Source organism: Bradyrhizobium sp. th-b2, from assembly GCF_000426785.1.
In the GTDB taxonomy this organism is placed as follows: Bacteria; Pseudomonadota; Alphaproteobacteria; order Rhizobiales; family Xanthobacteraceae; genus Bradyrhizobium; species Bradyrhizobium septentrionale.
In genome coordinates this window covers 68527-91347 of record NZ_AUGA01000028.1, presented here as the reverse complement: position 1 = coordinate 91347, position 22821 = coordinate 68527, and the positions used below count along the sequence as shown (strand labels likewise).

The 22821-nt window shown below is 62.4% G+C and carries 20 protein-coding genes and 2 pseudogenes; 11 read left to right on the top strand and 11 right to left on the bottom strand.

Annotated features, from left to right (window positions below; genetic code table 11):
• The first annotated feature begins 65 nt into the window (after nucleotides 1-65).
• Genes K359_RS0129745 through K359_RS53365 form a run of 8 tightly spaced genes read left to right on the top strand, consistent with a single transcriptional unit; the run spans nucleotide 66 to nucleotide 6925 of the window.
• Nucleotides 66-1580 carry an amidase gene (locus tag K359_RS0129745; RefSeq protein ID WP_029082583.1) on the top strand — a complete coding sequence of 505 codons (1515 nt, stop codon included), beginning with the start codon at nucleotides 66-68 and terminating at the stop codon, nucleotides 1578-1580.
• Entirely contained in the window at nucleotides 1580-1882 is a 303-nt protein-coding gene (locus K359_RS0129740; protein WP_029082582.1) for a putative quinol monooxygenase, read from the top strand. Before K359_RS0129745 ends, K359_RS0129740 begins: the two co-directional genes overlap by 1 nt.
• A gap of 16 nt (nucleotides 1883-1898) precedes the next feature.
• Entirely contained in the window at nucleotides 1899-2369 is a 471-nt protein-coding gene (ureE, locus tag K359_RS0129735; RefSeq protein ID WP_029082581.1) for an urease accessory protein UreE, read from the top strand.
• Entirely contained in the window at nucleotides 2356-3036 is a 681-nt protein-coding gene (locus K359_RS0129730; RefSeq protein ID WP_245284763.1) for an urease accessory protein UreF, read from the top strand. The genes ureE and K359_RS0129730 overlap by 14 nt, the downstream gene beginning before the upstream one ends.
• A 16-nt stretch (nucleotides 3037-3052) precedes the next feature.
• On the top strand, nucleotides 3053-3751 hold the full coding sequence (gene ureB, locus K359_RS0129725; RefSeq protein ID WP_084518548.1) for an urease subunit beta: 699 nt from the start codon (nucleotides 3053-3055) through the stop codon (nucleotides 3749-3751).
• A 2-nt stretch (nucleotides 3752-3753) separates the two neighbouring features.
• The gene (gene ureC, locus K359_RS0129720) at nucleotides 3754-5460 is read left to right on the top strand and encodes an urease subunit alpha (protein ID WP_029082578.1); all 1707 of its coding nucleotides are present in this window, start codon (nucleotides 3754-3756) and stop codon (nucleotides 5458-5460) included.
• Complete coding sequence (gene ureG, locus K359_RS0129715) at nucleotides 5457-6107, top strand: urease accessory protein UreG (RefSeq protein WP_029082577.1); 651 nt, start codon at nucleotides 5457-5459, stop codon at nucleotides 6105-6107. Before ureC ends, ureG begins: the two co-directional genes overlap by 4 nt.
• Nucleotides 6104-6925, top strand: coding sequence for an urease accessory protein UreD (locus K359_RS53365; RefSeq protein WP_245284762.1), 822 nt, complete (start codon nucleotides 6104-6106; stop codon nucleotides 6923-6925). The genes ureG and K359_RS53365 overlap by 4 nt, the downstream gene beginning before the upstream one ends.
• A 483-nt stretch (nucleotides 6926-7408) precedes the next feature.
• Here the strand turns inward: K359_RS53365 and K359_RS64695 are convergent, their stop codons facing one another.
• The 9 genes and pseudogenes from K359_RS64695 to K359_RS0129670 form a co-directional block, all read right to left on the bottom strand.
• On the bottom strand, nucleotides 7409-8083 hold the full coding sequence (locus K359_RS64695; protein WP_245284767.1) for a GAF domain-containing protein: 675 nt from the start codon (nucleotides 8081-8083) through the stop codon (nucleotides 7409-7411).
• Nucleotides 8084-8098: 15 nt separating this feature from the next.
• Nucleotides 8099-8809, bottom strand: a pseudogene (locus K359_RS64690) (nitrilase family protein); the annotation flags it as partial.
• 56 nt (nucleotides 8810-8865) lie between these two features.
• Nucleotides 8866-10260 carry an amidase gene (locus tag K359_RS0129700; protein WP_029082576.1) on the bottom strand — a complete coding sequence of 465 codons (1395 nt, stop codon included), beginning with the start codon at nucleotides 10258-10260 and terminating at the stop codon, nucleotides 8866-8868.
• A gap of 10 nt (nucleotides 10261-10270) precedes the next feature.
• Nucleotides 10271-10453, bottom strand: coding sequence for a hypothetical protein (locus tag K359_RS61670; RefSeq protein WP_156928724.1), 183 nt, complete (start codon nucleotides 10451-10453; stop codon nucleotides 10271-10273).
• A gap of 11 nt (nucleotides 10454-10464) precedes the next feature.
• Entirely contained in the window at nucleotides 10465-11118 is a 654-nt protein-coding gene (locus K359_RS0129690) for an ABC transporter ATP-binding protein (RefSeq protein ID WP_371261199.1), read from the bottom strand.
• Between the two features lie 50 nt (nucleotides 11119-11168).
• Nucleotides 11169-13001: an ATP-binding cassette domain-containing protein gene (locus K359_RS0129685; RefSeq protein ID WP_051346478.1), complete on the bottom strand. Its 1833-nt coding sequence runs from the start codon at nucleotides 12999-13001 to the stop codon at nucleotides 11169-11171.
• Nucleotides 12994-13830 carry a branched-chain amino acid ABC transporter permease gene (locus K359_RS0129680; protein ID WP_029082573.1) on the bottom strand — a complete coding sequence of 279 codons (837 nt, stop codon included), beginning with the start codon at nucleotides 13828-13830 and terminating at the stop codon, nucleotides 12994-12996. Before K359_RS0129680 ends, K359_RS0129685 begins: the two co-directional genes overlap by 8 nt.
• A 217-nt stretch (nucleotides 13831-14047) precedes the next feature.
• Entirely contained in the window at nucleotides 14048-15205 is a 1158-nt protein-coding gene (locus K359_RS0129675) for a substrate-binding protein (RefSeq protein ID WP_029082572.1), read from the bottom strand.
• 336 nt (nucleotides 15206-15541) lie between these two features.
• On the bottom strand, nucleotides 15542-15940 hold the full coding sequence (locus K359_RS0129670) for a transposase (protein WP_029082571.1): 399 nt from the start codon (nucleotides 15938-15940) through the stop codon (nucleotides 15542-15544).
• Between the two features lie 128 nt (nucleotides 15941-16068).
• On the opposite strand from K359_RS0129670, the gene K359_RS0129665 reads away from it, so the two are divergent.
• Nucleotides 16069-16998, top strand: coding sequence for an acetamidase/formamidase family protein (locus K359_RS0129665; RefSeq protein ID WP_029082570.1), 930 nt, complete (start codon nucleotides 16069-16071; stop codon nucleotides 16996-16998).
• Nucleotides 16999-17731: 733 nt separating this feature from the next.
• Here the strand turns inward: K359_RS0129665 and K359_RS64685 are convergent.
• Nucleotides 17732-18271: pseudogene (locus K359_RS64685) on the bottom strand (SOS response-associated peptidase family protein); the annotation flags it as partial.
• A gap of 760 nt (nucleotides 18272-19031) precedes the next feature.
• On the opposite strand from K359_RS64685, the gene K359_RS57420 reads away from it, so the two are divergent.
• Nucleotides 19032-19673: a TetR family transcriptional regulator C-terminal domain-containing protein gene (locus K359_RS57420; RefSeq protein WP_156928723.1), complete on the top strand. Its 642-nt coding sequence runs from the start codon at nucleotides 19032-19034 to the stop codon at nucleotides 19671-19673.
• 35 nt (nucleotides 19674-19708) lie between these two features.
• On the opposite strand, the gene K359_RS0129650 is transcribed toward K359_RS57420, so the two are convergent.
• Entirely contained in the window at nucleotides 19709-21322 is a 1614-nt protein-coding gene (locus K359_RS0129650; RefSeq protein ID WP_029082569.1) for an AMP-binding protein, read from the bottom strand.
• 284 nt (nucleotides 21323-21606) lie between these two features.
• Between K359_RS0129650 and K359_RS0129645 the strand changes: the two genes are divergently transcribed.
• On the top strand, nucleotides 21607-22821 hold the full coding sequence (locus K359_RS0129645; RefSeq protein ID WP_245284761.1) for an ABC transporter substrate-binding protein: 1215 nt from the start codon (nucleotides 21607-21609) through the stop codon (nucleotides 22819-22821).

The window sequence follows — 22821 nt, the reverse complement described above, 5'->3', positions numbered from 1 at the left end:
CCGGCCACTGCGATCGGTGATTTCTGTCTTCTCTGCCAGCTTGTCTGCACAAGAAAGGATGACTCATGTCTATCAAACGCCCGAATGCCGAGGATATCGCTGAACTCGCGGCGAGCCTGCACATGAACATGTCGGTCGAAGAAGCCGGAGAGTATCTCGCATTGATGGGCGGCATGTTTGATGCCTATGACATCGTCGACGAACTGCCGAATCCGTTGCCGCCGGTCAAATACCCCCGCATGCCCGGCTCGAAGCCGGGTCCGAAGGACAACAAATACGGTGCCTGGGCGATCAAGACTGAGGTGAAGGGCGCGCCGAGCGGCAAGCTCGCCGGCCGGACAGTCGTCCTGAAGGACAACGTCGCGCTTGCAGGCGTTCCCATGATGAACGGCTCGACGACCCTCGAAGGCTTCATCCCCGCAGCCGACGCGACGATCGTGACGCGGATTCTCGATGCCGGCGGCACCATCGTCGGCAAGGCCGTATGCGAACATTTCTGCCTCTCGGGCGGCAGCCACACCTCCGATCCGGCGCCGGTTCATAACCCTCTCAAGATGGGTTATTCCGCCGGCGGTTCATCTTCCGGCAGCGCGGCGCTGGTTGCGGCCGGCGAAGTCGACATGTCGATCGGCGGCGACCAGGGTGGCTCGATTCGCATCCCAGCGTCCTATTGCGGCATCTACGGCATGAAGGCGACGCACGGCCTCGTGCCCTATACCGGCGTGATGCCGATCGAATCGACGATCGACCACACCGGCCCGATGACGGCGAACGTCTCCGACAATGCGCTGCTGCTGGAGGTGCTGGCCGGTCCCGACGGGCTCGATCCGCGGCAATACGCGCCGAAGGTCACGAGCTACACCGAGATGCTCGGGCGGGGCGTCAAGGGCCTGAAGATCGGTGTGCTCAAGGAGGGCTTTTCGGCGCCAAACATGCAGGAAGGCGTCGTCGCGAAAGTGAAGGCCGGGGCCGAGCGTTTCGCCGGACTTGGCGCCAGCGTGTCGGAAGTTTCGATTCCCGAACACGCGCACGCGCTCGCCGCCTGGAATCCGATTACGCTGGAAGGCTTCCTGGTCCAGATGATGATAGGCAACGGCATGGGCTTCAACTGGAAGGGGCTCTACGATGTGGGCCTGCTGGACGCGCACTCCGCCTGGCGCAACCGTGCCGACGATCTGTCGGAAACGCTGAAGCTCTGTATGCTGGTCGGACAGTGGGGCGTCAGTCACTATCGCGGCCGTTACTACGCGAAGTCCCGCAACATCGCGATCGCCGCCAAGGCCGCCTATGATGCGATGTTCGGTTCGTACGACCTGCTCCTGATGCCGACCTTGCCCTGTGTCGCGACTCCAATTCCGGCGAAGGATGCGCCGTTGTCCGAAATTGTCCAGCGCGCCTTTGAGATGACCGCCACGACCAGCCCGTTCGATGTCACCGGCCACCCGGCCATGTCGTTGCCCTGCGGCCTCTCAGACGGCCTTCCGGTCGGCCTGATGCTGATCGCCAAGGACTACAACGAGGCGACCATTTATCAGGCGGCCAGGGCCTTTGAGGCCGATGGCGATTGGAGAAAGTTCTGATGATCACGATCACAGCCGTCATCAGGACGAAATCCGGGCGTGAGGTCACGATGCGCGACGCGCTTCTTGACGTCGCGGCTCATGTCGCGGCCAGGGAGCCCGATACCATCGGGTTCTTCATCTCGCAAAGCGAGGAAGATCCCTGCCTCTTCACGACCTACGAGCGCTTCGCCAACAAGGCTGCGATGGATCGCCATAACGGGTCGGCAGCCGTCGCAACCTTCTTCGGCATCGCCAAGCCAATCCTGGACGGCGAGGTCATGCTTGTGACGTCGAAGGAGGTGTCGGCGACGGTCCGGTAAGCCGGCGCCGGTTCAATTGCGGGAGAACATCGTGACGTTACGGCTTCATGGCATCATCGGGAGATCCGACGATCCGACCTATGCGGGTCGCCTCCATCATATCGAGCATCACGGTGGGATCGAACTGCTGTTCGTGCCGCCTGCGGACGTCGGTCGCAAGCGCTTTCGCCTGATGACCGATCGCGGAACGGACTGCGCGGTCAGCCTGGATCGTGACGAAGAGTTGGTCGATGGCGGGCTGCTTTTTCTCTCGCACGATCGCGCCATCATTGCCCGTTTCGGCGAGCAGGCGACCTGGCGCTTGAAACCCGCGGATCAGGCGACGGCGCTCAAGCTCGGATGGAATGCCGGAAATCTGCATTGGCGGGTCCGCTTCGACGGTGACTGGCTCGTCGTGCTGCTGGATGGTCCGCTCGAGGCGTATCGCGCGCGCATCATGCCGCTGCTCCAGGCAGGCGAGGTGGTGGAGAGCGATGTTGTTCGATAGATTGCAGGCGCTGGCACTGCTGCAACTCGGCGACAGCGCCTATCCGGCCGGCGGCTTCGCGTTCTCCTGGGGGCTCGAAGGGCTCGCCGCGGACGGCATGCTCTCCAATCGCAATGAGCTGGACCGCATCATCGCCGATCAGCTGGCGCGGCGATGGGCCACCATGGAGCGCGTCCTGCTGCGCAAGGCCTTTCACGCGGCAGGATGTGACGCGATTGCTGCGGTCGACCGCCTCGCCGAGGCGGGAACACCATCGGCGGAGATGCGGGAAGGGTCGCGCCGAGCAGGCAGGGCGCTGCTCGGGGTTTGGGTCAAACTCGATGGGCCGCTGTCGGTCGCGTACCGCACCCTGGTGTCATCGGACGCGCGGCTCGGTCATTTGCCGGTCGCACAGGCCGTCGTCAGCCGGGATGCGAATTTCAACCTGGATGCAGCCGAACTGGTCTCGGGCTGGACGTTGGTGACCGGTCTTGTCGGTGCAGCCGTGCGGCTCGGCATCATCGGCCATGTGGAAGCCCAGCGAAGCCAGTCAGCGGCACGCGGTCTGCTCGCAGAGCTGCTCGCAGAGACACCGCCGGCGGACGCGTCGCCCGCGAGCTTCACGCCGTTCATCGATATTGCAGTCTCGCGCGGACCGCTTCGGGATGTTCGCATGTTTACGACCTAGATGAGGTGACTTCGCCATGATGAATCTGTCGCCGACCGAGATGGATCGTCTCGTGATCTTCAATGCCGCGCAGATGGCGCGTCGCAACCGCTCACTCGGGATCAGACTGAGTCACCCCGAGGCGATCGCCTACATAACCGACGAGGTGATGACGGCGGCGCGGCGCGACCTGCCTTACGCCGAAATCCGTGATATGGCGGGGCGGTTGCTGACGACGGACGATGTCGCGCCCGGCGTCGCGCAGATGATCCCGATGCTCTACATCGAATGCATGTTTGCCGAAGGCACCAAGGTGATGGCGGTGTTCGAGCCAATCGCACTCAGTAACGCTCCTGCGGCCGACGACCTCGTACCCGGCGAGATCATCGCAGGTGGCGAAAACATCGAGAGCTTTGCAGGCCTGCCGGCTGTCACGATTGAGGTGATCAATACCGGCGACCGCGATGTCCAGGTCCGCAGCCACACGCATTTCTTTGAGGTCAATCGTGCCTTGCGTTTCGATCGCGCGGCGGCGTGGGGCATGAAGATCGATCGGCCGGCCGGCGCCGGAGTACGTTTCGAGCCGGGGGTCACCAAGTCGGTGCGTCTGGTGCCAATCTCGGGTGACCGGGTCGTGCTTGGACAGGCCGGGCTCGTCAACGGTCCGCTGGATGTGCCGTCCGCCCGCGATGATGCGCTCAAGCACGCCCGCGCTCGCGGCTATCAGGGAGCTTGACCGTGGCCATACTGACCCGTCGTGCCTATGGCGAACTCTACGGTCCAACCAAAGGCGATCTCGTGCGGCTGGCCGACACCAGCCTGCTCGCTGAGATCGAGCACGACTACGCCACATACGGACATGAGCTCCTGGTCGGGGCCGGAAAAAACCTGCGCGACGGCGAGGGCGTCAATGGTTATCGGACGTCATCGCACAAGATCCTCGATGTGGTGATCAAGAATGCCACGATCGTCGATGCGGTCACCGGTATCGTGAAGGCCGACATCGGCATCCGCGACGGTCGCATCGTCGGCATCGGCAAGGCCGGCAATCCCGACGTGATGCCGGACGTGCATCCCGACATGGTCGTGGGTCACACCACCGCGCCGATCGCCGGCGGCCCGTTCATTGTCACGGCCGGCGCGATCGAGTCGCACGCGCACTTGATCTCGCCCGAGCAGTCCGACCATGCACTCGCCGGCGGAACAACAACATTGGTAGGGAACGGATCAGGTCCGGTCTTCGATGTTGGCAGCGGAGCTGCCACACACTTTGCACGCTTCCTTCAGGCGATCGAGTTCTCGCCCCTCAACTACGCGCTGTTTGGACGCGGCGGTTCCAACCCCGAAGCCGTCGAGGAGGCTGTTGCTGCCGGCGGCATGTCCGTGAAGATTCACGAGGATTTCGGCGCCGCGCCGGCCGTGATTGACCAGAGCCTCGTGGCGGCCGATCGTAACGATTTTGCGGTGCACCTCCACACCGATTCGATCAATGAGTACGGCTTCTGCGAGGATACGATGGCCGCCGTCGACGGGCGCACCATCCACATGTATCACGTGGAGGGCGCCGGCGGCGGCCACGCGCCGGATCTGCTCAAGGTGGTGTCGTGGGACAACGTCATCCCGTCGTCCACCAATCCGACCAACCCCTATACTTCCTATGGCATGGAGGAGGGGGTGCCGATGACGATGATCTGTCACCAGCTCAACTACAATGCGCCCGAGGATGTGATGTTCGGCGAAGCGCGGGTGCGCGCCCAATCGATGGCCGCGGAAGACTTTCTCCACGACATGGGCGCCATCTCGATCTTCGGCACGGATACGCAGGGCATGGGGCGTCTCGCGGAGAACGTCGCCAAATGCTGGCAGCTTGCCAGCGTGATGAAGGACCGCATCGGCCGTCTGCCCGAGGAGAAAACAGCCGGTGCAGACAATGAACGCATCAAGCGTTACATCGCCAAGCTCACCATCAACCCGGCAATCGCAGTTGGCATCGACCATTTGGTTGGCTCGGTCGAGGTCGGCAAGATGGCCGATCTGGTGCTGTGGCCGCGCGCGTCTTTCGGCATCAAGCCCTACATGGTGATCAAGAACGGCTTTGTCGTCTGGGCCGCCATGGGCGACGGCAACGGCAGCCTTGGCCTGTCGGAACCGATGATTCAGAAACGCATGTGGGGGGCACTCGGCGCCGCGCCGCAACGGCTGGGTGTCAACTTCGTCTCAAAGCTTGCCCTGGACGCTGATGTCGGGCGCAGGCATGGCCTGACGCGCGATCTCGTTCAGATCAGGAATGTACGGAAGCTGCGGAAGACCGACATGGTACGGAACGCGGCCATGCCGCACGTGGAGGTCGATCCGCAGACCTTCGAAGTTCGCGCCGATGGCAAGCTTCTGATGTGCCCCCCAGCAACGAAGGTGCCGCTTGCAAGGCGGTACATGCTCCGATGAACCGGATCGCACTGAAGAGCGTATCAGCCGCGGCGCGCATCGCCGCCGCGCGGGTCGGGATCGGAGGGCCGGTTGGTTCGGGCAAGACGGCGTTGGTCGAGCGCCTGATCCCGGCACTCCTGAAGCGCGGCATCGATATTGCGGTCATCACCAACGACCTTGTCACGGCTGAGGACGCCGAGCGGATCAGGCGCTCCGGGCTGATCGATCCGGCGCGCGTATCGGCAGTCGAGGCGGGCGCGTGCCCTCACACCGTCATTCGCGAGGACCCGACGCTCAACATTGAGGCTGCGGACGAACTGGAGCGGCGCTTCCCGGGCGTCGAGCTCATTCTGCTCGAAAGCGGCGGCGATAATCTCGCTTCGACGTTTTCGCGCGATCTGACGGATTTCTGGATGTTCGTCATCGATGTAGCCGGCGGCGACGATATCCCGCGCAAGCGCGGCCCCGGGGTCATCCGTGCCGACCTCCTTGTCATCAACAAGGTCGATCTGGCCCCTCATGTCGGAGTGGACCTGGAGCGCATGCATCGGGAGGCATTGAGTGTCCGCGGTGATCGTCCGGTGCTGCTCACCAATTGCCGCCGCGGCGAGGGAATCGATGCGATCGTCGATCGTCTCGAGCGCGAGGTTTTGTTCAGAACGTGAGGCCGGTAGCGACAAGCGACGATCTGCTGCTCGACCTGAGCTTTGTCCGCCGCGCCGATCGTACGGTCATTGACCGGCGCCTGTTCGCCTGGCCGTTTGTTCTGACACGCAGCTTCTATCTCGATCCGGATCGGCCGGGCTGCCTCAGCGTGATCGTACAGACGGGAAGCGGGGCAGTTCACGGTGAGGACAGCCTCGCACAACGTCTCGTGCTCCGTCCCGGCACTGCCGTCTGCCTGACCAATCAGGGCGCGACATCCGTACATCGAGCAGACCCGGCTGCCCGCTCCATGGAAACAGTCAGACTTTACGTCGCAGGCGGCGCCAGTCTGGAATATTTGCCTGAGCCGCGCATCCTGTTTCCGGATGCCGCGCTGTGCCAGTCTGTGGAACTCGACTGCGCGAAGGAGGGCTGCACCCTGGTCGTCGATGCATTCACGATGCACGATCCCGGTGGAGAAGCCCGTGGTTTCCGTGAACTGGAATCGACGTTCTGCCTGCGGAGATCGGGCGGCGAGCCCTTGATGATCGACCGGATGCGCCTGCACCGTCCGGATCCCGACATCTTTCGTGGTCATCGGGCTTTTGGATCAGCGATTCTGGTGCTCACCCCTTCGCATGATCTGGCGCGCCTTCAGGCATCGCTGACTGCCGCTCTGGGTCGGATCTCGAGATTGTACGCTGCGGCCAGTGTGCTACCGGGAGCCGCGGGGCTCGGTGTCCGCCTCGCGGCCCTGGACCTCAGGCAGATACGAACTGCATTCGACGCGATCCGGGCGATCTATCGTCAAACATTGCTGGCTTCGATGGCGTCCTGAAGGCGGTTGGGTCGCTGTTCTTTGATAAGAAAAGCTGAGCTTACGAAACTGCGATAGCGGTCCGTGACTCGAACCCGATGCCTTGTTTCCTGCAGGTGTCCGCTATGTGTGCACGACGTGTGCACCGGGAGATCAAGAAAATCTTGCGACAGCCAACTTAAGCAGGCGCTCGGAGTGGCTCGGGCCACCTGAGCTCGGTGGGCGTGCACCGTAAGTTTCAGAGCAGGTGAGTGCTGACGCAGATCGGAAGCTTCATCCTTCTTCATCGTACTGCCTATGGGGGCGCACGCGCGCAGATGACGTTGTTTAGCCGTGGGACGATCCTGTCTTAAGCAGCAGCGTTTTCGCAGCCTCAATGTCCGGCTTTGACCGGCAGCGCGAACTAGAAAACGGCACCGTGCGGCACGTTTTCGCTGGCCCACAATGCACGCCATCTCCTCTTGAGCACGCGCGCTGCGGTCGCGCCATTCCCCCGGCGTCAAGTCAATGTAGCGCAATGACGCCCTTCGCATTGTAGATGTGCATCCCAATGATATTGGCGTCGAACAGGCGCCGGATTCTTGATTCCCGGTCCTGAAGCTCGCGGTAGAGCAACGCATTGTCGAGCGACGTCGCGGCCTCGGACGCAAGAAATTTCAGCACGGCGACCCGCGCGGGCGTGAACACCCGCGGCGCGAGGTTGTTTTCGAGATACAGCAAGGCGACGGCGTTGCCTTGCTTGACGAGCGGAAGACACAGGATCGAGCGGGTGTGCTTGCGGAGCACGTAGTTGTTGCCGGCAAAGGTGCCGTGCGTCGACGCGTCGTCCAGGATGACGTTCTCCTGGTGCGCGCGGCGTAAAGCACGACCGGCTCCGGCATTTCGGCTCCAGAGATCGGCGAGTCGCGCAGATCGATCGTGACCGAGCCTCCGACAGTAACCGCTTCGCCCCTGGATCCGCGGCTCGCCGCCTTTCGGCACGATCAGCACGCCGCGTTCGGCGCCGGCGTGCTCGATGGCGGTGTGCAGCAGCGTGTGGATGACCTTCTCCGGCACGATCTCGCTCGACACCGCCACGGACACCCTGAGAACCGTTGCGAGGTCCAGCTGCTCGACCGGCGCGCCGATCGTGCGCGTCGGACCGAGCAGGGAGTTGCTCTCCCGGAGGCCCGGATACATTTCGTCGAGTTGCCGCACCTCTGCGTAGATGATGTCTTCGTCAGACTTGCTGGCAGGACCGGCTAACGGGAAGCCGGTGTGGCTTACGATCAGGCTCGATCCCAGAAATGGCTGGTTGCGCTCGACGCCGACACGGTCGGCGGCGGCGATATACATGCTGTTGGAGTGGGCGCCGCTCATGGCGAGGATATTCGCCATGACCATCGTGTTCGCGGGCTGGTCCGGCATCGGCACCCAGTTGGTCGGCACGCAAAGGATGTCGGCGCCCTGCAGCGCGGCGAGACGGTAGGTCTCCGGAAACCAGCCATCGTAGCAAATCGCCACGGCCATGCGGCCGAATCTGGTCTTCCAGACTGGAACGCCGAGATCGCCAGGTTCGAAGAACAGGTTTTCCGAGCCCCACAGGTGCACCTTGCGATAGGTGCCGACGAAGCCGTCGGGCCCAACGATTGCGGCACTGTTGTAGAGCGCGTCACCCGCCCGCTCGCAGATGCCGGCGACGATTACGAGGTCCTGGCGGCGAGCTGCTTCCAGCCGAGCTTTTGTCGTCGGACCACCAGGCACTGGCTCGGCCAGCGCGAAAGCCTCTTGGCGGCAACCGAAGACATAGCCTGAATTGCAGAGCTCGGGCAGCACGACAAGCTGCGCGCCGTTGGCTGCCGCTTCAGCGATCTTCTCCAGCGAGCGTGCAACATTGGCTTGCTTCTCGCCAATCTTCGGCTCCATCTGGGCTTTCCGCGTGCATGGCAAACACTCCGTCGGGTTTGTCGGATCTCGCATTCTCAGATATTGGGATGCATGTCCTTCCAGCCATGCGCGCGCTCATAGGCATCTGCGGCACGGATCAGGGTCATCTCATCGAAAGGGCGGCTTGCGAGTTGCAGTCCGATCGGCAGTCCGGCGCTATCGAAACCGCAAGGTAGCGAGATCGACGGCAGGCCGGCGAGATTCCAGGGATAAGTCAACCGCCAGGAGGCCGCGAGTACGCTCTCATCGTTCGCGCCGACGCGTACAGTCCATTCGCCGATCGGCCATGCCGTCAGTGGGCAGGTGGGCCCGATAATGACGTCCACATCGGTGAAGATTTTCGCTAGATCGTCGATGAGCACGCGGCGGAGCTGCTCGGCCTTGAGGTAATCCGGCCCTGTGACCAGCCGGCCCATTTCGACCAGCGTGCGCACGTCGTCGGTGAAGCCTTTGACCAGGCCGCTTGCCAGGTTGCGGCTGTGATAGGCGGTGGAGGACGATAGCTCGATCGCGAAGATCGCGCCCAGGCCATAAGCGAGGACCGGCAGCTCGAATTCAACCAGACAAGCGCCGGCATCGTGATAGAAGCCGATTGCCGCGTCGATGGCGGCACCGACGTCGGATTGGTTGCTCTCAAAGAAATGGTTACGGCAAATGCCGACGCGAAGGCCGGCGATTGGCTGGTTAAGCCCCCTCGTGAAATCCGGAATGTCGGCGTGGGCGGAGCCGGGATCATCAGGGTCGTGACCGGAAATGGCGTTGAGGGCATGGACGCTGTCGGCGACCGTATAAGAGAGTGGGCCGGCATGGTCGAGTGACCAGCTGTGAGGAACGATGCCGGCGCGGCTCACGCGGCCGAACGTCGGCTTCAATCCAACGGCGCCGCATAGAGCGGCCGGGATGCGAATCGAGCCGCCGGTGTCCGACCCCATCGCGATAGGGACCATCCGGGCAGCGACAGCCGCGCCCGATCCTCCGCTCGAGCCGCCGGGGACGCGACTCATGTCCCACGGATTCTTGGACGGCGGCGTCACATTGCCCCACGCGAATTCATGCATGCGCGTCTTGCCGATGATGATTGCGCCGGCCGCGCGGAGTTTGGCGACAACAGCTGAATCAGCTTTCGCGAAGTTCATGTCGGAAGTCGCGCTGCCGGCGGTAGTCGGCATGTCGGTCGTGATATAATTGTCCTTCACCGCCACCGGCACGCCGTGAAGCGGGCCACGCCAGTGGCCGTTTGCAATTTCCCGATCTGCAGCTGCCGCCTGGGCGTGCGCATCGTCGGCGGTAAAGACAAAGCTTTCAAGCTTGCGATCGAGCGTCCTAATGCGTTCCGACGCATTCTCGACGAGCTCGACGCTTTTCAATTTTCCTGTGCGCAGATCGGCTGAGAGTTCGGCGACGGGGCGCGTGATAGGATTGCCTTGCATCGGGAGAGCCTCAGCCTTGTCGGTCGGCCGGCAGCGGGGAGAACACGACGGCGGGATGAATGTCCGTCAGGTCGAGGCTCCGCAGCTTGGCGATTTCCTGCGCGATGGGCTGGAAGGCGGCGAGCACGGCGGCCCTTCGTTCGGCTTCGAGTTCGATGCCGAGCGCATCGACGAGGCTCTCCAACTCATTCATCGATCTCTCCCTCACAACTGCAGCTGTTCTTGGACGCGCGCCGCAGCAGGCTCGTCGCCGGCCACGCCCTCATCTGCGATTTCACCGATCTTCAGCACCGCGTAGCGGTCGGCCATGGAAAAGGCGAACGGCACGTTCTGCTCCACGACGAAGATCGTGGTGCCGGCGCGCTTGCGCTCGGCCAGCAATATTTCCGACAAGTGCCGGACCATGGATGGCTGCAACCCTTCCGAGATTTCGTCGATCAGCATCAGGCGCGGCGAGCCGAGCAGGGCGCGGGACACGATCAGCATCTTCTGCTCGCCGCCGCTCAACGTACCGGCCTTCTGGTTGAGGCGCTTGCCGATGATCGGGAAATAGTCACTGACACGAGCCAATCCTTCGGCAAAGCCGTGGTCGCTGCGAAGGCCTAGCCTGAGATTCTCCTGAATCGTCAGGTCTTGGAACAGCGTCTGCTCCTGCGGCGTGTAGGCGATGGCCTTGCGCGCGATCAGATGCGTGGTCAGCGTCGTGATGTCTTCACCGAACAGACGGATGCTGCCTTGCCTGGCCGGGACGAACCCGAGGATGGTCTTGAGCAGCGTGCTCTTGCCCATGCCGTTTTTGCCGAGCAGCGCGAAAATTTCACCAGGACGAATCCCGAGCGAGATGTTGCGCAGCACCATGGCTTCGCCGTAGCCGCTGCTCACATCGGAAATGTCCAGGACGGTTTCGCTCATGGCCGCGCCTCTGCATGGGCGCCACCCGCATATATCGTCCGTACCAACTCGGAGCCGACGACTTCCGCCACCGAGCCGTCCAAGAGCACCTTGCCTTGATGCAGCACGATGATCCGGGTCGAGATTTCACGGACGAAGTCGAGGTCATGCTCGATGATCAGCGTGCACAATCCCGCGCGCTGGACGAGATCGACCAGGATGCCGCCGATCAGCGTGCGCTCGGGCTTGGTGAGGCCTGCGGTCGGCTCGTCGAGCAGCAGCACGCTCGGCTCCAGTGCCAGCACCATCGCAAGCTCCAGCGCGCGCTTCATGCCGTGGGACAGATGCCGGCACTCGATCGCAAGCTCGCGGTCGAGCCCGGTCGCGGTGATAACGTGACGGGCGCTCTCGGGCAGCGCGAGCGTCGGCGCGTGGCTCAGCAAGTTGGCGCCGTCCAGCCGATGACGGGCAAGACGCAGGCATTGTGCCACCGTCAGCGTCTCGAACAGGCTGGTGGCCTGGAAGCTTCGGCCGATGCCGAAGCCCACCACAGCTTGTGGCGGTGTGCGCGCAATCGCCCGTCCGAACACCGCAACCGTGCCATCGGTTCGCTCGAAACCATCGGAAAGGCAGCGCATCAGCGTGGTCTTGCCGGCGCCATTCGGACCAATGATGCCAAGTAATTCACTGCCCAGCGCCTTGAACGTGACCCCTTCGAGCACCTTGAGGCTGCCGTAAGAGCGCGCCAGATCGGCAATGTCGAGCGCTGGCGCATCCGAGCCGGTGCCGATGCGGTGTCCTTCGCTGGCCTCAACGAGGGCAGGCACCGCAAGCATCGGTGCAACGTTGCGGCCGCTGGTTGCCGACCACAGCCGCCGCAAGCCGCTCCGGATCACGGGTGCGATGCCCTGGGGCAGCGCGACGATGACCAGCACGAAGATGGAGCCAACGATCAGCTTCCAGACATAGGGCAAATTGCCGGACAGATAGGCACTCGTCACGTCGATGGCGACGGTGCCGAGCACGGGGCCGACCAGCGTACCGCGTCCGCCTAGCGCGACCCACATCACGAGCTCGGTGCCGAACACGAAACTGCCGATCTCTGGTGCAACCACCACCGTATAACCAGCATAGGCATAGCCGGCGACCGAGGCGATCATCGCCATCACCACCATCAGCAGGATCTTGATGCGGGGCGCGTTGATGCCGAGATAGGTGCAGCGCTGCTCATTCTCGCGGATCGCTACCAGCACGCGGCCGAAATCGCTGTTGACGAAGAACCATGCGGCCGTTGTCAGCACGACGAGGCCGACACCGCAGATCGTGAACCAGGCCTCCACCGACAGGTCGAGGGTGTTATAGCCGACGAGGCCGCTGGAGGAGCCGGTGAAGGTGCCACCGGAGTAGAGCACCTGTACGAAGATGATCGGCAGCGCCAGGGTCACGATGGCGACGTAGAGCGGTGAGGCGCCGTAGAAGAAGGAGACCCACCCGGTAATGGCGGCCACCACAGCCGATACCGCGATCCCCGCGAACAGCGCCAGCACCGCAGTTTGCGGCGAGAAGTCCATGTAGGTGAAGGTGATGCCGGCGGCGTAGGCGCCGATGCCGAAGAAGGCGGCCTGTCCGAAGGTGAGGATGCCGGTGTAACCCCAGAGGATATCGACTGTCAGCGCGGTTGCTGCGTACAGGAATGACCGCACCATGATGTTGACAGTATAGGAGTCGAGGACATAGGGGCCTGCGACGGCGGCTGCGATGCAGAGCAGCGCGATGGAGCCGACGAAGCGGAGCCGGGTGGAGGCGACGCGCACGGGCAGCGTCGCCGTTGTGGTCGTGAGATCAGCCATGACCGAACCCCGCGGGACGGATGCGCAGGAGGAGAGCGGCCAGTACCACGATCGTCAGTCCGCCGATGACAGGGCTTATGTAGGTGGAAACCAGCACCTGCGCGCCGCCGAGCGTGATCGCAGCGGTCGCAAGGCCGACCAGCGAGACCGACGACACCAGCACCAGCATGAACGCGTTGACGAGCCAGGGAACGCCCATGTTCGGATCGACGCTGGAGAGCGGCGTGATCAGTGCACCGGCGAGGCTTGCAAGGCCCGCGCCGATGCAGAAGGTGACGAAGCGGACATAGCCGCTATTGATGCCGAGGCCACGCGCCAGCGGCTCGTTCATGATCACCGCGCGCGCTTCGAGGCCAAGCCGGGTCGCGTTGAGCAACGCTGCGATGCCACCCGCGACCAGCGCAGCCGCAAGGATGAGAAACAAGCGATAGAACGAGTAGGTCTGGCCGAGCAAGCTGGTGGCGCCGGTGATCGGTGTCTGCACGAACTGGATCTCGCGACCGAAGATGATGGTGATGAGCTGGCCAATGATGATGCCGAGCCCCCAGGTTGCCAGAATCGCATCGAGCGGACGGTCGTACAGCGGCCGGATGATGAAGCGCTCGACGACGGCGCCCAGCACGACGCCCGCGATCGCTGCTGCCGGATAGGCGAACCAGGGATTCAAGCCAAGCTCCGTCACCACGAGGCCCGAATAGCCGCCGATCGTGAGGAAGCCGCCATGGGCAAAATTCACGATCTTGAGTACGCCCAGAATGATGAGAAGTCCGGCTGAGACGGCAAACAGGATCGCGGCGGTGGTGATGATGTCGAGGATGAGGGCGGTCATGCCGGTCTCCGCTCGGCTTCGATGCCGCCGAAGAGCGCAATGAGCCACTTCGGTGCATTAGAGGAATGGGGGAGTCTGGCACCGCTCATTAGCACGCGCAATCGTCTGGAGCGAAGTGTCGTGGCCCAACTGAGCGAGAGCGACGCGCGGAACTAGACCCGCATGTCGCTCCGCTCATACATGCTACATTGACGAACCCAATCACGCTCCCGCGGGATCAGAGCTTCGGGCACTGCTCGCCCGGGCTGACGTTCGGGAAGCTCTTCACGATCTTCACCGAACCGTCGGACTGCACCTGACCCAGATACATCGTGAGCGGCGCGTGGCGCTGCGCGTTCATCTGCACCTTGCCCCGGGGACCGTCGAACGACACTTCGGCCAGCGCCGCTACCACCGGATCCACCGCAGTGCTCTTCGCCTTTTCGACGGCCGCTTTGTAGAGATAGACGGCGTCGTATTGTGGCACTGACAGGTCGTTGGGCGTCAGCAGCTTGCCACCGAACTTCGCCTTCATGGCCGCCATGAACTTCTGGTTGGCAGGCGTGTCGATGTTGGTCAGGAAGGAAGCGGAGATGAACACACCGTCGGCGTCGGCCGCCATCGTCTTCGCCGTCCCCTCGTCGACACTGAGATTGCCGACGACGGCCTTCATGCCGGCTGCCTTGTACTGCTTCTGCAAGGTGACGTTGGGAGCGCCGCCGGCGGTGGAGAAGATCACCGCATCCGGATTGGCGCTGCGGATCTTGGAGATGATCGCGGTCCAGTCGGTGGCGTCCATCGGTTGATATTCGTCGCCGACGACCTTACCGCCCTTCTTTTCGATGTAGACCTTGGTAAAGGCCAGCATGCCGCGTCCGAACGCGTAGTCGCTGCCGACCAGGAAGAAGGTCTTGGCCTTGAACGCGTCCATGAAGTGGTCAACGATCGGGCCGACCATCTGTTCGGGGACGGCACCGTCTGCGTAGAGATATTTGTTGCACGAGCGACCCTCATAGAGCGAGGTGTAGATGTATGGGACCTTGCCGCGGGTCACGACCGGGAGCATGCCGTTGCGGGCCGCGCTCGTCTGCATCGAGATCAGCGCATTGACCTTTTTCTGGAAGATCAGTGAGTCGGCAGCCTTCTGTGCGCCGGCTGCGCCCGAGCCGTCATCGGCGACCTCGAGCTCGACCTTTTTGCCGAGAATGCCGCCGGTCGCGTTGATCTCATCGACGGCGAGTTCCGCCGACTGCACGACCGACGGCGCCACCACGCTGTTCGCCCCGGAAAGGCCGGTAGGGATTCCGATCTTGATTGTGTCCTGCGCGTTCGCAGCCAAGCTCGACGTCAGCACCAGTGTGAAAATGACCGCGCCCGTTCCCAATCTCGACAACATCGCATTTGAACGCACATGATTGACCATGGCCGTGAAACTCCCCGCTTGAGCCGAAACGCCGATCAAAAGCCTACTGCGGCTCAAAAGAGCGGCAAGCAGAAATAAACGACGGAATTGCGCGAATTTTGGTCGGACTTAGTCTTTATGTCGCTCGCAGTGACATAAAGTCAGGTTGCCTCGCGCATCGCTCGCGATTTTGGTCCCGGAAACAAGCATCGTGCGCTCACGCCGACACCATGCGAGCGTTCAGGCTATCGATGCATCGCACAAAAATATTGCAGCGAGCCGAATGTGGAAGCAAGGATCGCGATGTCCCGCAACTCCGCCGGGCATGCGTCAGCGATTGCCCCGAACCGCAGCGAAGTGGCCGGTGAGTGCACCACCGCATTTCGCTGCGGCGATGCGGCTGGCGCGCGTCTGATCGCGCGCCTTCTCTTCGGCAGTCCGATGGACTGTTATTGTGGACGCAGGCTTGGCTTCCGCGGCGTGGTCGTCAGGTCTCCGCAACTGTTCAAACAAATTGCTCACTAAGCCGCGCAGCCGCAGGTTCTCCGAAGCCAGATCTTTCATCTGCCTTGCCGCCGGAACGTCGAGCCCGCCGAATTGGCGGCGCCAGCGATAGAAGGTGCGCGGGGTAATGCCGGACGTGCTGCAGATCTCGGCCACGGGAACACCTGCGCTGGCTTCCCCAAGCAGCTGGAGTATCTCGTTATTTGTGAATCGGGAACGCCTCATGGGATGCTCCGTCTCGTCGATGCGCAGGCGACTATATCTTAGCGCCGGCAAACGTCTCGCCCATTGTGCGAAGAGGGGCCGGATGTGACGATCGGCCGTTGTCCAATGCAATCCGCCGGAGCCAGTTAATGCCGCGCCGCCACGAGATCTCAAGCGCCCCCGAAAATATGGTATGGGGATACCTGGACAGCGACACGTCGCCGGTTCTGGAAGTAAGCTCCGGCGACACTGTGACGCTTCACAGCTTTCCGTCAGGAGGGAAGGAGACCCTGCCGGATGATCTAAGTCTTGTAGCACCTGACTACCTGGCGGCGCTCGAAGCGCTGCCACCCGGGCCGGGAGCGCATTTCATAACCGGTGTCCGAGGCGCCGCCGTCGGCGACGCCTTGCAGATCGACATTCTCGACGTGAAGGTCCGCCAGGACTGGGGCTTTGTATCGATCCTGCCGCTGCTCGGGACCTTGCCCGACGAGTTCACGGAATACGAGACCATCCATCCGCGGATCGATCGGCAGCGCAATGTCTGCATCATGCCCTGGGGAAGCGAAATTCCACTTGAGCCGTTCTTCGGGATCATTGCCACCGCGCCGCCGCCGAGCTGGGGCCGCTGCGGCTCGCCGGTGCCGCGCGCGTTTGGCGGCAACATGGACAACAAGGAATTGCGTGCGGGTACGACGCTCTATCTGCCCATATTCAACGAAGGTGCTCTATTCTTCGCCGGTGATGGTCATGCGGTGCAGGGCGATGGCGAAGTCTGCATCACCGCTCTTGAGACCGGTGTGACTGGAACGTTCTGCCTCACCGTGCGCAAGGACATGGAGATACGCTGGCCGTTCGCGGAAAGCGCGACCCATCTGATGTCGATCGGTCTTGACGAGGATCTAGATGACGCCGCCAAGCAGGCAGTAAGGGAAATGGTCCGGCACGTTTGCGCGCGCACCAATCTGACTCGCAACGAGGCCTACATGCTGTGCTCGCTGGCTGGCAATCTGCGCGTGACCCAGCTCGTCGATGGCAACAAGGGCATCCACATGTTGTTATCAAAAGCGCTTTTGTAGCGATTTACTTGCGCGATCGTAGCGCGCCATTCCCTAAGCTTGGCCGGCCCACATGTGGCACCTGTTCTGTGCCGCGCGTCGCTGCTGAACACAGCCGAGCATCGAAAGGGTTTCAATGCTCGGCTCGACTAGGTTAATCGCTATTCGCCGAAATGCGGACATAGGTCGATCCGAGGCCAAAGTCGACTTTCGCCCGTAGCTGCCCGTCGATGTGATTGCGGCTGCGTCGGCTCTTATGGGCAGACCAGACAAGCTGCGGATCGGGCCTCCACAGTCGCTTCTGGTCACGAACCGAGCTGACGGAGAGGGCGGCATTTTAAATGCGGAGCGGGCCTGTTTGGCTGGTACATAGCTGGGGGAGCGAGCGGCGCCGCGACTAAAGGTGTCTGATCTCTGACGGTATTTGAGGTTGTGTGCCAATGCGAGCCTGTCAGTCTTAGTCACGCACGCGGCGCGCCATCCAGCCAATAGATTGCGATAGTTAGCAGAACTGCCAGTGGTTCGTGAGGAGCAATTTTTTCTGTGAATTCAAGACCACAAAAATGCGGCGGGTATGCCGTCGGCAATGCTTGCAAAACAACGACGAAACGTCGTTCGAAATGATAGAGTGGGAGTAGTGCGGTAGGCTGCGATCGCGTAGTTTTGCGGAGTTATTCTCGCTTCCTCTAACGCCGACCGAAGAGTGACATTGGCTTATCCCGGTCGAGCTCGGTAATCCACAGCGCTTTCGCTAGGTGGCGAGGACGACAGGCATAGCTTTGGGATGGATTGGCGCCACGACCGCGTTGGGTACGGTCGTAAGCCGTAGACCAGGTGAGGGCCGGGGACTGGCCTCGTACTTGGTCCCGCGGTCCCCCTTGAACTCTGTCCAGATGCCGGCAAAGGCCGTCAGCGGTCGGTCGTCGTTGAGTAGACCACACGACGTCCTTTTTCTTGGTTTCGGCGTTCGGCTCGGGTGCATACTCAGCGAAGCTGTTGAAGGGCACCAGCACCGATTTTCTGGCTTCAGGCCAGCCGCGCCAGTGCGGTGAGGAGGAATTCCGGATATTCGTCACGGGTGGCCCGCCCGTGCGCGGTGGGGCGGCATACCCAGCGCATTAGCACCATCTCGCGCTCGTCACCGGCACTGCGGACGACGGGGCGGGGGGCGGGGGGCGGGGTAGTCGGGGAAAACGCCCGGCATGGGGGCCAGGTTGCCGGTGTACCTGCTGACGACGCGAAACAGGTTCAGGATCGCGGCCTGGTTGGTCGTGATGCTGTAGAGATTACACATCGCTTAAACATGAGGCTTTCCGGCTTTATCGTCGAGTGCTTTGTCGGCTGTGCGGCCGTCGGCCAATGCCTCGACAGTCTCGACAACGTGCCGACGGGCAGATGGATCCTTGATCGAGCGGAATGCTCGCAGCAGTCGAAATATCTCTGCGGCGTCTCGGGCGAGCTGCTCCTTCGTCAAAAATGAATCCCCGCGATCAACCTGGCGGAAAGCTCCCGCCGCGCATCCGACTGAAAAGCGCTTCCGAACAATCAAAAAGCCGCGACCCGGGACAACACCTGGGCCTTAACCTGAGTAATGAAAACAATTCTACTTCGAGCCCGCTTTGCTTCAATAGCGAGAACTACGGACAAATTCGTCGACGAACCTTGGGCGGTTCAGCATGGCGGCCAGATTTCGTTTGTCTTGTAGCACCTGGTCCGTCTGACCGTGCCAAGCGCCACTTGGTGACAGCTCCGCGCAACGGATTTCGCAGCTCAAGGCGTCCGATTCAATGGAAGGATCAGGGCCGCGACACCGCGTCGTAGAGCTGCCGCTGTGACAGTACGGCTCCTTTGCCCGGGTCAGCATGGCACGGCCGGCCTGCACCGTCTGTTCGGCGATGATGCATTCACCGCGCGCCAATTTCTACCTCGCACTGTGGCGGGCAAGACCAGATACACGGCAACGGTTACGTTTGCGCGATTTCCGGGAAATTGAATGGACATCCAAAGAAATTCAGTGATTTAGTGCGGGCAGCAGAATAGGAAGGAGGCGCTGCTTGCAGAAAGCGGAAAAGCGGACGCGCGGGCGTCCGGTGGGATCCTCGGACCAGGGGGCAAAACGGCAGGAATTTGTCGTAGCGGTGATGAAGGCGATTGCCGAGCACGGCTACAAGGATGTGACCGTTGCGACGATCTGCGAAGCGGCTGGTTTCTCACGCGGCCTGATTGCGCATTATTTCCCCGGCAAGGACGCCTTGTTGCTGCATGCCGTAGGCGAGGTGGCGAAAGATTTCGAGCAGGCCACGCGAGCCGCGGCCGACGCGGCTGGTCCTGATCCGCTTGAACGCCTGCGCGGTATCGTCACCGCAAGCTTTCGCGCCCCAGTGTTCACACCCGAGAAGGTCCTCGTCTGGGTGGCCCTTGCAAGCACGTCGCGCTGGTCCCCCGAGCTCGCCGAGATCTACCGAAAACTCTATCGGCCGTACCGTCGCGGACTGGCCCATCTCATGCAACGCGCGGCCGAAGCTCGGGGCCTCAAGATCAATCCAGACCGCCTCGCGCTAACCCTGACCCAGCTCACCGAAGGTCTATGGGCCGGCTGGGCAGCCGATCCCAAGACGGTTTCGGCCGCAGAGGGAGAGGCGGCATGCCACGATCTGCTCGACGCATTCTTCCCGTCACGGCGCGCGGTCCTGTAGCGCTCCTCCCGCGTTGGCTGACGGGAAGCAGACCGCTATTTGCGCTTTTTCATCGCACGCAGGTCAATCGCGCCAACAAGGGTTCGAGGGTCAATGCCGGCTGCGAAGATCTGCGCCTTGTTGATCTTTTCAGTCGCGGTGAGGGGCATCCGGTCCAAGAACAGCATCCACCCCGGCGCCTTGTAGTAGGCCAGCTGCTGGTTGCAATAGTCTACGATGCCTTGGGCAAGCCTTAGATCGGCCGTGTGACCCGGAGCCGGCACGACACAGGCGAAGACCTCCTCTCCGGCCTTTTCGTCAGGAACGGCCAGGATCGCGATCTGGCGAACGGCAGGATGCCGGCACAGCACGGATTCGACTTCGGTGGCGGCAATGTTCTCACCGGATCTGCGGATCATGTTCTTGCGCCGGTCGACAAAATAGATGATCCCGGCCTGGTCTTGGCGGACGATATCGCCTGAATGCCACCAGCCGCCACGCCACCCCGCCTCGGTCGCTGCCGCATCGTCGAGATAGCCGGCGAAAAAGCCTCGTCGGGGATCTTCGCCCGACAGTCGAACAACGAGCTCGCCCTCGGTGCCGGAAGCCACCTCACGGTCGTGCTCATCGACCACTCTCGCCTCAAGGGGAGCGACCGGACGCCCGATTGCTCGGACTCCGATCGGGCGCGGCTCGTGATCATTAGCCGTCCACCGTCCGACCTCGGTCATACCCCAGACCTCGAGATGCGGGATTCCGAAGCGTTCCTCGAATTCCCGATGGATGGCAGGCTCCATTCCCGCCCCAAAGCCAAATCTCACGCTGTGCGCCCGCTCACCTGCGGACCTGTCCATCGCGATCAGGGCCTGCGGCACGGCGCCGATGTAGTGGACGATGGTGGCGCGGCTGGTCGAAACCTCGCGCCACCACCGCTTCGCCGAAAAATGTTCGGGGCGGATCACGCAGCCTTGCGACAGCAACATCGGCATGAGTGCAACCACTCCGGCGTGGACATGGAATACCGGCATCGGGTTGAACAGCCGGCCCCTGCCGGGCTCGATGGAGAAGCGGCCGCCGCTCCTCGCGAGCGTGAAGAACCATTCACCCGCCGAGAGCCAGTAGTCGTTCGTAACCAGACAGCCCTTCGGGCGACCGGTGGTGCCCGATGTGTAGAAGACGCCAGCCTCGGTATCGCGACCGAGAGATCCTGACGCAGCGAACCGTGCAGGCGTGGGCAGCGGGTCCGGCAAGTCGTCGGCTGCAACAACAACGAACTGGTTCGCCAGCTCAGTTGCGACCGCAGTCAACCGGTCGATGTGATGGCGGAGGGCGACCGCAAGCACCGCGCCGCTGTGCCTCATCTGGTAGAGCAGCTCGGCGTGGCGATGGTCAGGGTTGATAGGGACGACGCTGGAACCGACCGCGTTGAGCGCGAGCAAGTGAAGGAAGTAGTCGGGCCTGTTCTCAACGAGCAGGGCGACGCGATGTCCAGGTCCGTATCCTGCCTGTCTGTAGAGCTCGACGAGCGGCACAACGCGCTGCATCGCCTGGGCATAGGTCCATTCAAAGCCATCGGTCGCATAGGATGTTCCCGCGGGCACGCAGACAAACGCATTGTGCGGTGCCGCGGCAAGGCTCTCCCGAAATGCTTCGTAAATCGTGTCGGCCACCTGTCGTCGCCCTCCCGTATTCGTCGCGCGGCGGTCGGATCGGACGCTTCAGCCCGTTCGAACGCGGCGGCGACCGTCGCCGTCTCATTTGTCGGACGCGCGCCTCGTAGACGCGTGCCGATGCGAGGTCGGGCCCATTGATGGCCAGCTTCGGCTTTTTCGGCGTTGTGGCGATCCTAAAGCGGGGCCGCAGGAAGGCAACAATAATTTTGTTGAACGTCCGACAAATTATGCCATGATGGGCGCGGCAATAAGAAACTGATCGAGACCAGGGAGGTGTCGGCATGCTGCGGAAGTGGATGGGTACTGCGGTCGCGTCGCTGCTCGTTGTGGGTTGGAGTCTCGTGCCGGCGGCTTGGGCGCAGTCGGACACCCCGGTCAAGATCGGCGTTCTCGGCGATCAGTCCTCGGTCTATTCGGCTGCGGGCGGCCGCGGCAGCGTCGAGGCGGCAAAGCTTGCCGCGGAAGACGCCGGATTGGTGCTCGGCAAGCCGGCCGAGATCGTCTCGGCGGACTTCCAGCTGAAAGTCGATGTCGGCGTGGCGATCGCCAGAAAATGGTACGACGAAGAGAATGTCGATGCGATCATCGACGTTCCGTTCTCGGGACTGGCTCTCGCCATCGCCGATATGACGCGGACCAGGAAGAAGCTCGCTCTCTTCAACGCTGCGGCGAGCTCCGAACTGACCGGAGCGAAATGCTCACCCTATGTGGCGCAGTGGACCTATGACACCTATTCGCTGGGCCACGGGCCAACCAGTGGCCTGGTGAGCCGCGGCGAAAACAGCTGGTTCTTTCTGACCAATGACACCGTGTTCGGCGCGAGCCTTGAAGGCGACGCCTCCGCTGCGGTCAAGGCCGAGGGCGGCACTGTGATCGGCTCGGTTCGCACGCCGACCGCATCGACGGACTTTTCGTCGTTTCTGCTGCAAGCCCAGTCTTCCAAGGCAAAGGTAATCGGGCTCGTCGAGGCCGGTGCCGATCTCGCGACGGTCCTCAAGCAGGGTGAGGAATTTGGCGTGAAGTCGCGGGGACAACGCTTCGCGGCGCTGATGGCCACGATCGATGCGATACACGGCGTTGGCCTCAAGGACGCACAGGGCATCATCGTGGCTGAGGCGTTCTACTGGGACCAGAACGACGAGACACGTGCCTTCGCGAAACGGTTCTATGAGCGGATGGGCGCCATGCCGACGCAAGTCCAGGCCGGCGCCTACAGCGTCGTCAATCACTATTTGAAGGCGATCAAGGCGGTCGGCTCGAAGGATCCCGACAAGGTCATGGCCAAGATGCGGGAGATGCCGATCAACGACTTCATGTCGCACGATGCCAAGCTGCGGGCCGACGGCCGTGTGATGAGGGATCTCTATTTGTTTGAAGTCAAGTCGCCCAAGGAATCGGCGCGCCCATGGGACTATTACAAGCAGATTGCCGTCATCCCGGCCGACAAGGCGGTACGGCCGATCGACCGGGGCGGCTGCCCTCTGGTCGGTCAATAA

Coding starts and splice junctions, on each gene's coding strand:
- K359_RS0129700 (WP_029082576.1), bottom strand. CDS start 10,260: ATGCAAGGCAATCCTATCACGCGCCCCGTCGCCGAACTCTCAGCCGAT.
- K359_RS0129645 (WP_245284761.1), top strand. CDS start 21,607: ATGCTGCGGAAGTGGATGGGTACTGCGGTCGCGTCGCTGCTCGTTGTG.
- K359_RS61670 (WP_156928724.1), bottom strand. CDS start 10,453: ATGAATGAGTTGGAGAGCCTCGTCGATGCGCTCGGCATCGAACTCGAA.
- K359_RS0129665 (WP_029082570.1), top strand. CDS start 16,069: ATGCCGCGCCGCCACGAGATCTCAAGCGCCCCCGAAAATATGGTATGG.
- K359_RS0129685 (WP_051346478.1), bottom strand. CDS start 13,001: ATGGCTGATCTCACGACCACAACGGCGACGCTGCCCGTGCGCGTCGCC.
- K359_RS0129690 (WP_371261199.1), bottom strand. CDS start 11,118: ATGGTGCTGCGCAACATCTCGCTCGGGATTCGTCCTGGTGAAATTTTC.
- ureG (WP_029082577.1), top strand. CDS start 5,457: ATGAACCGGATCGCACTGAAGAGCGTATCAGCCGCGGCGCGCATCGCC.
- K359_RS0129680 (WP_029082573.1), bottom strand. CDS start 13,830: ATGACCGCCCTCATCCTCGACATCATCACCACCGCCGCGATCCTGTTT.
- K359_RS0129670 (WP_029082571.1), bottom strand. CDS start 15,940: ATGAGGCGTTCCCGATTCACAAATAACGAGATACTCCAGCTGCTTGGG.
- ureB (WP_084518548.1), top strand. CDS start 3,053: ATGATGAATCTGTCGCCGACCGAGATGGATCGTCTCGTGATCTTCAAT.
- K359_RS0129730 (WP_245284763.1), top strand. CDS start 2,356: ATGTTGTTCGATAGATTGCAGGCGCTGGCACTGCTGCAACTCGGCGAC.
- K359_RS0129745 (WP_029082583.1), top strand. CDS start 66: ATGTCTATCAAACGCCCGAATGCCGAGGATATCGCTGAACTCGCGGCG.
- K359_RS0129675 (WP_029082572.1), bottom strand. CDS start 15,205: ATGTTGTCGAGATTGGGAACGGGCGCGGTCATTTTCACACTGGTGCTG.
- K359_RS64695 (WP_245284767.1), bottom strand. CDS start 8,083: ATGTATCCGGGCCTCCGGGAGAGCAACTCCCTGCTCGGTCCGACGCGC.
- K359_RS0129740 (WP_029082582.1), top strand. CDS start 1,580: ATGATCACGATCACAGCCGTCATCAGGACGAAATCCGGGCGTGAGGTC.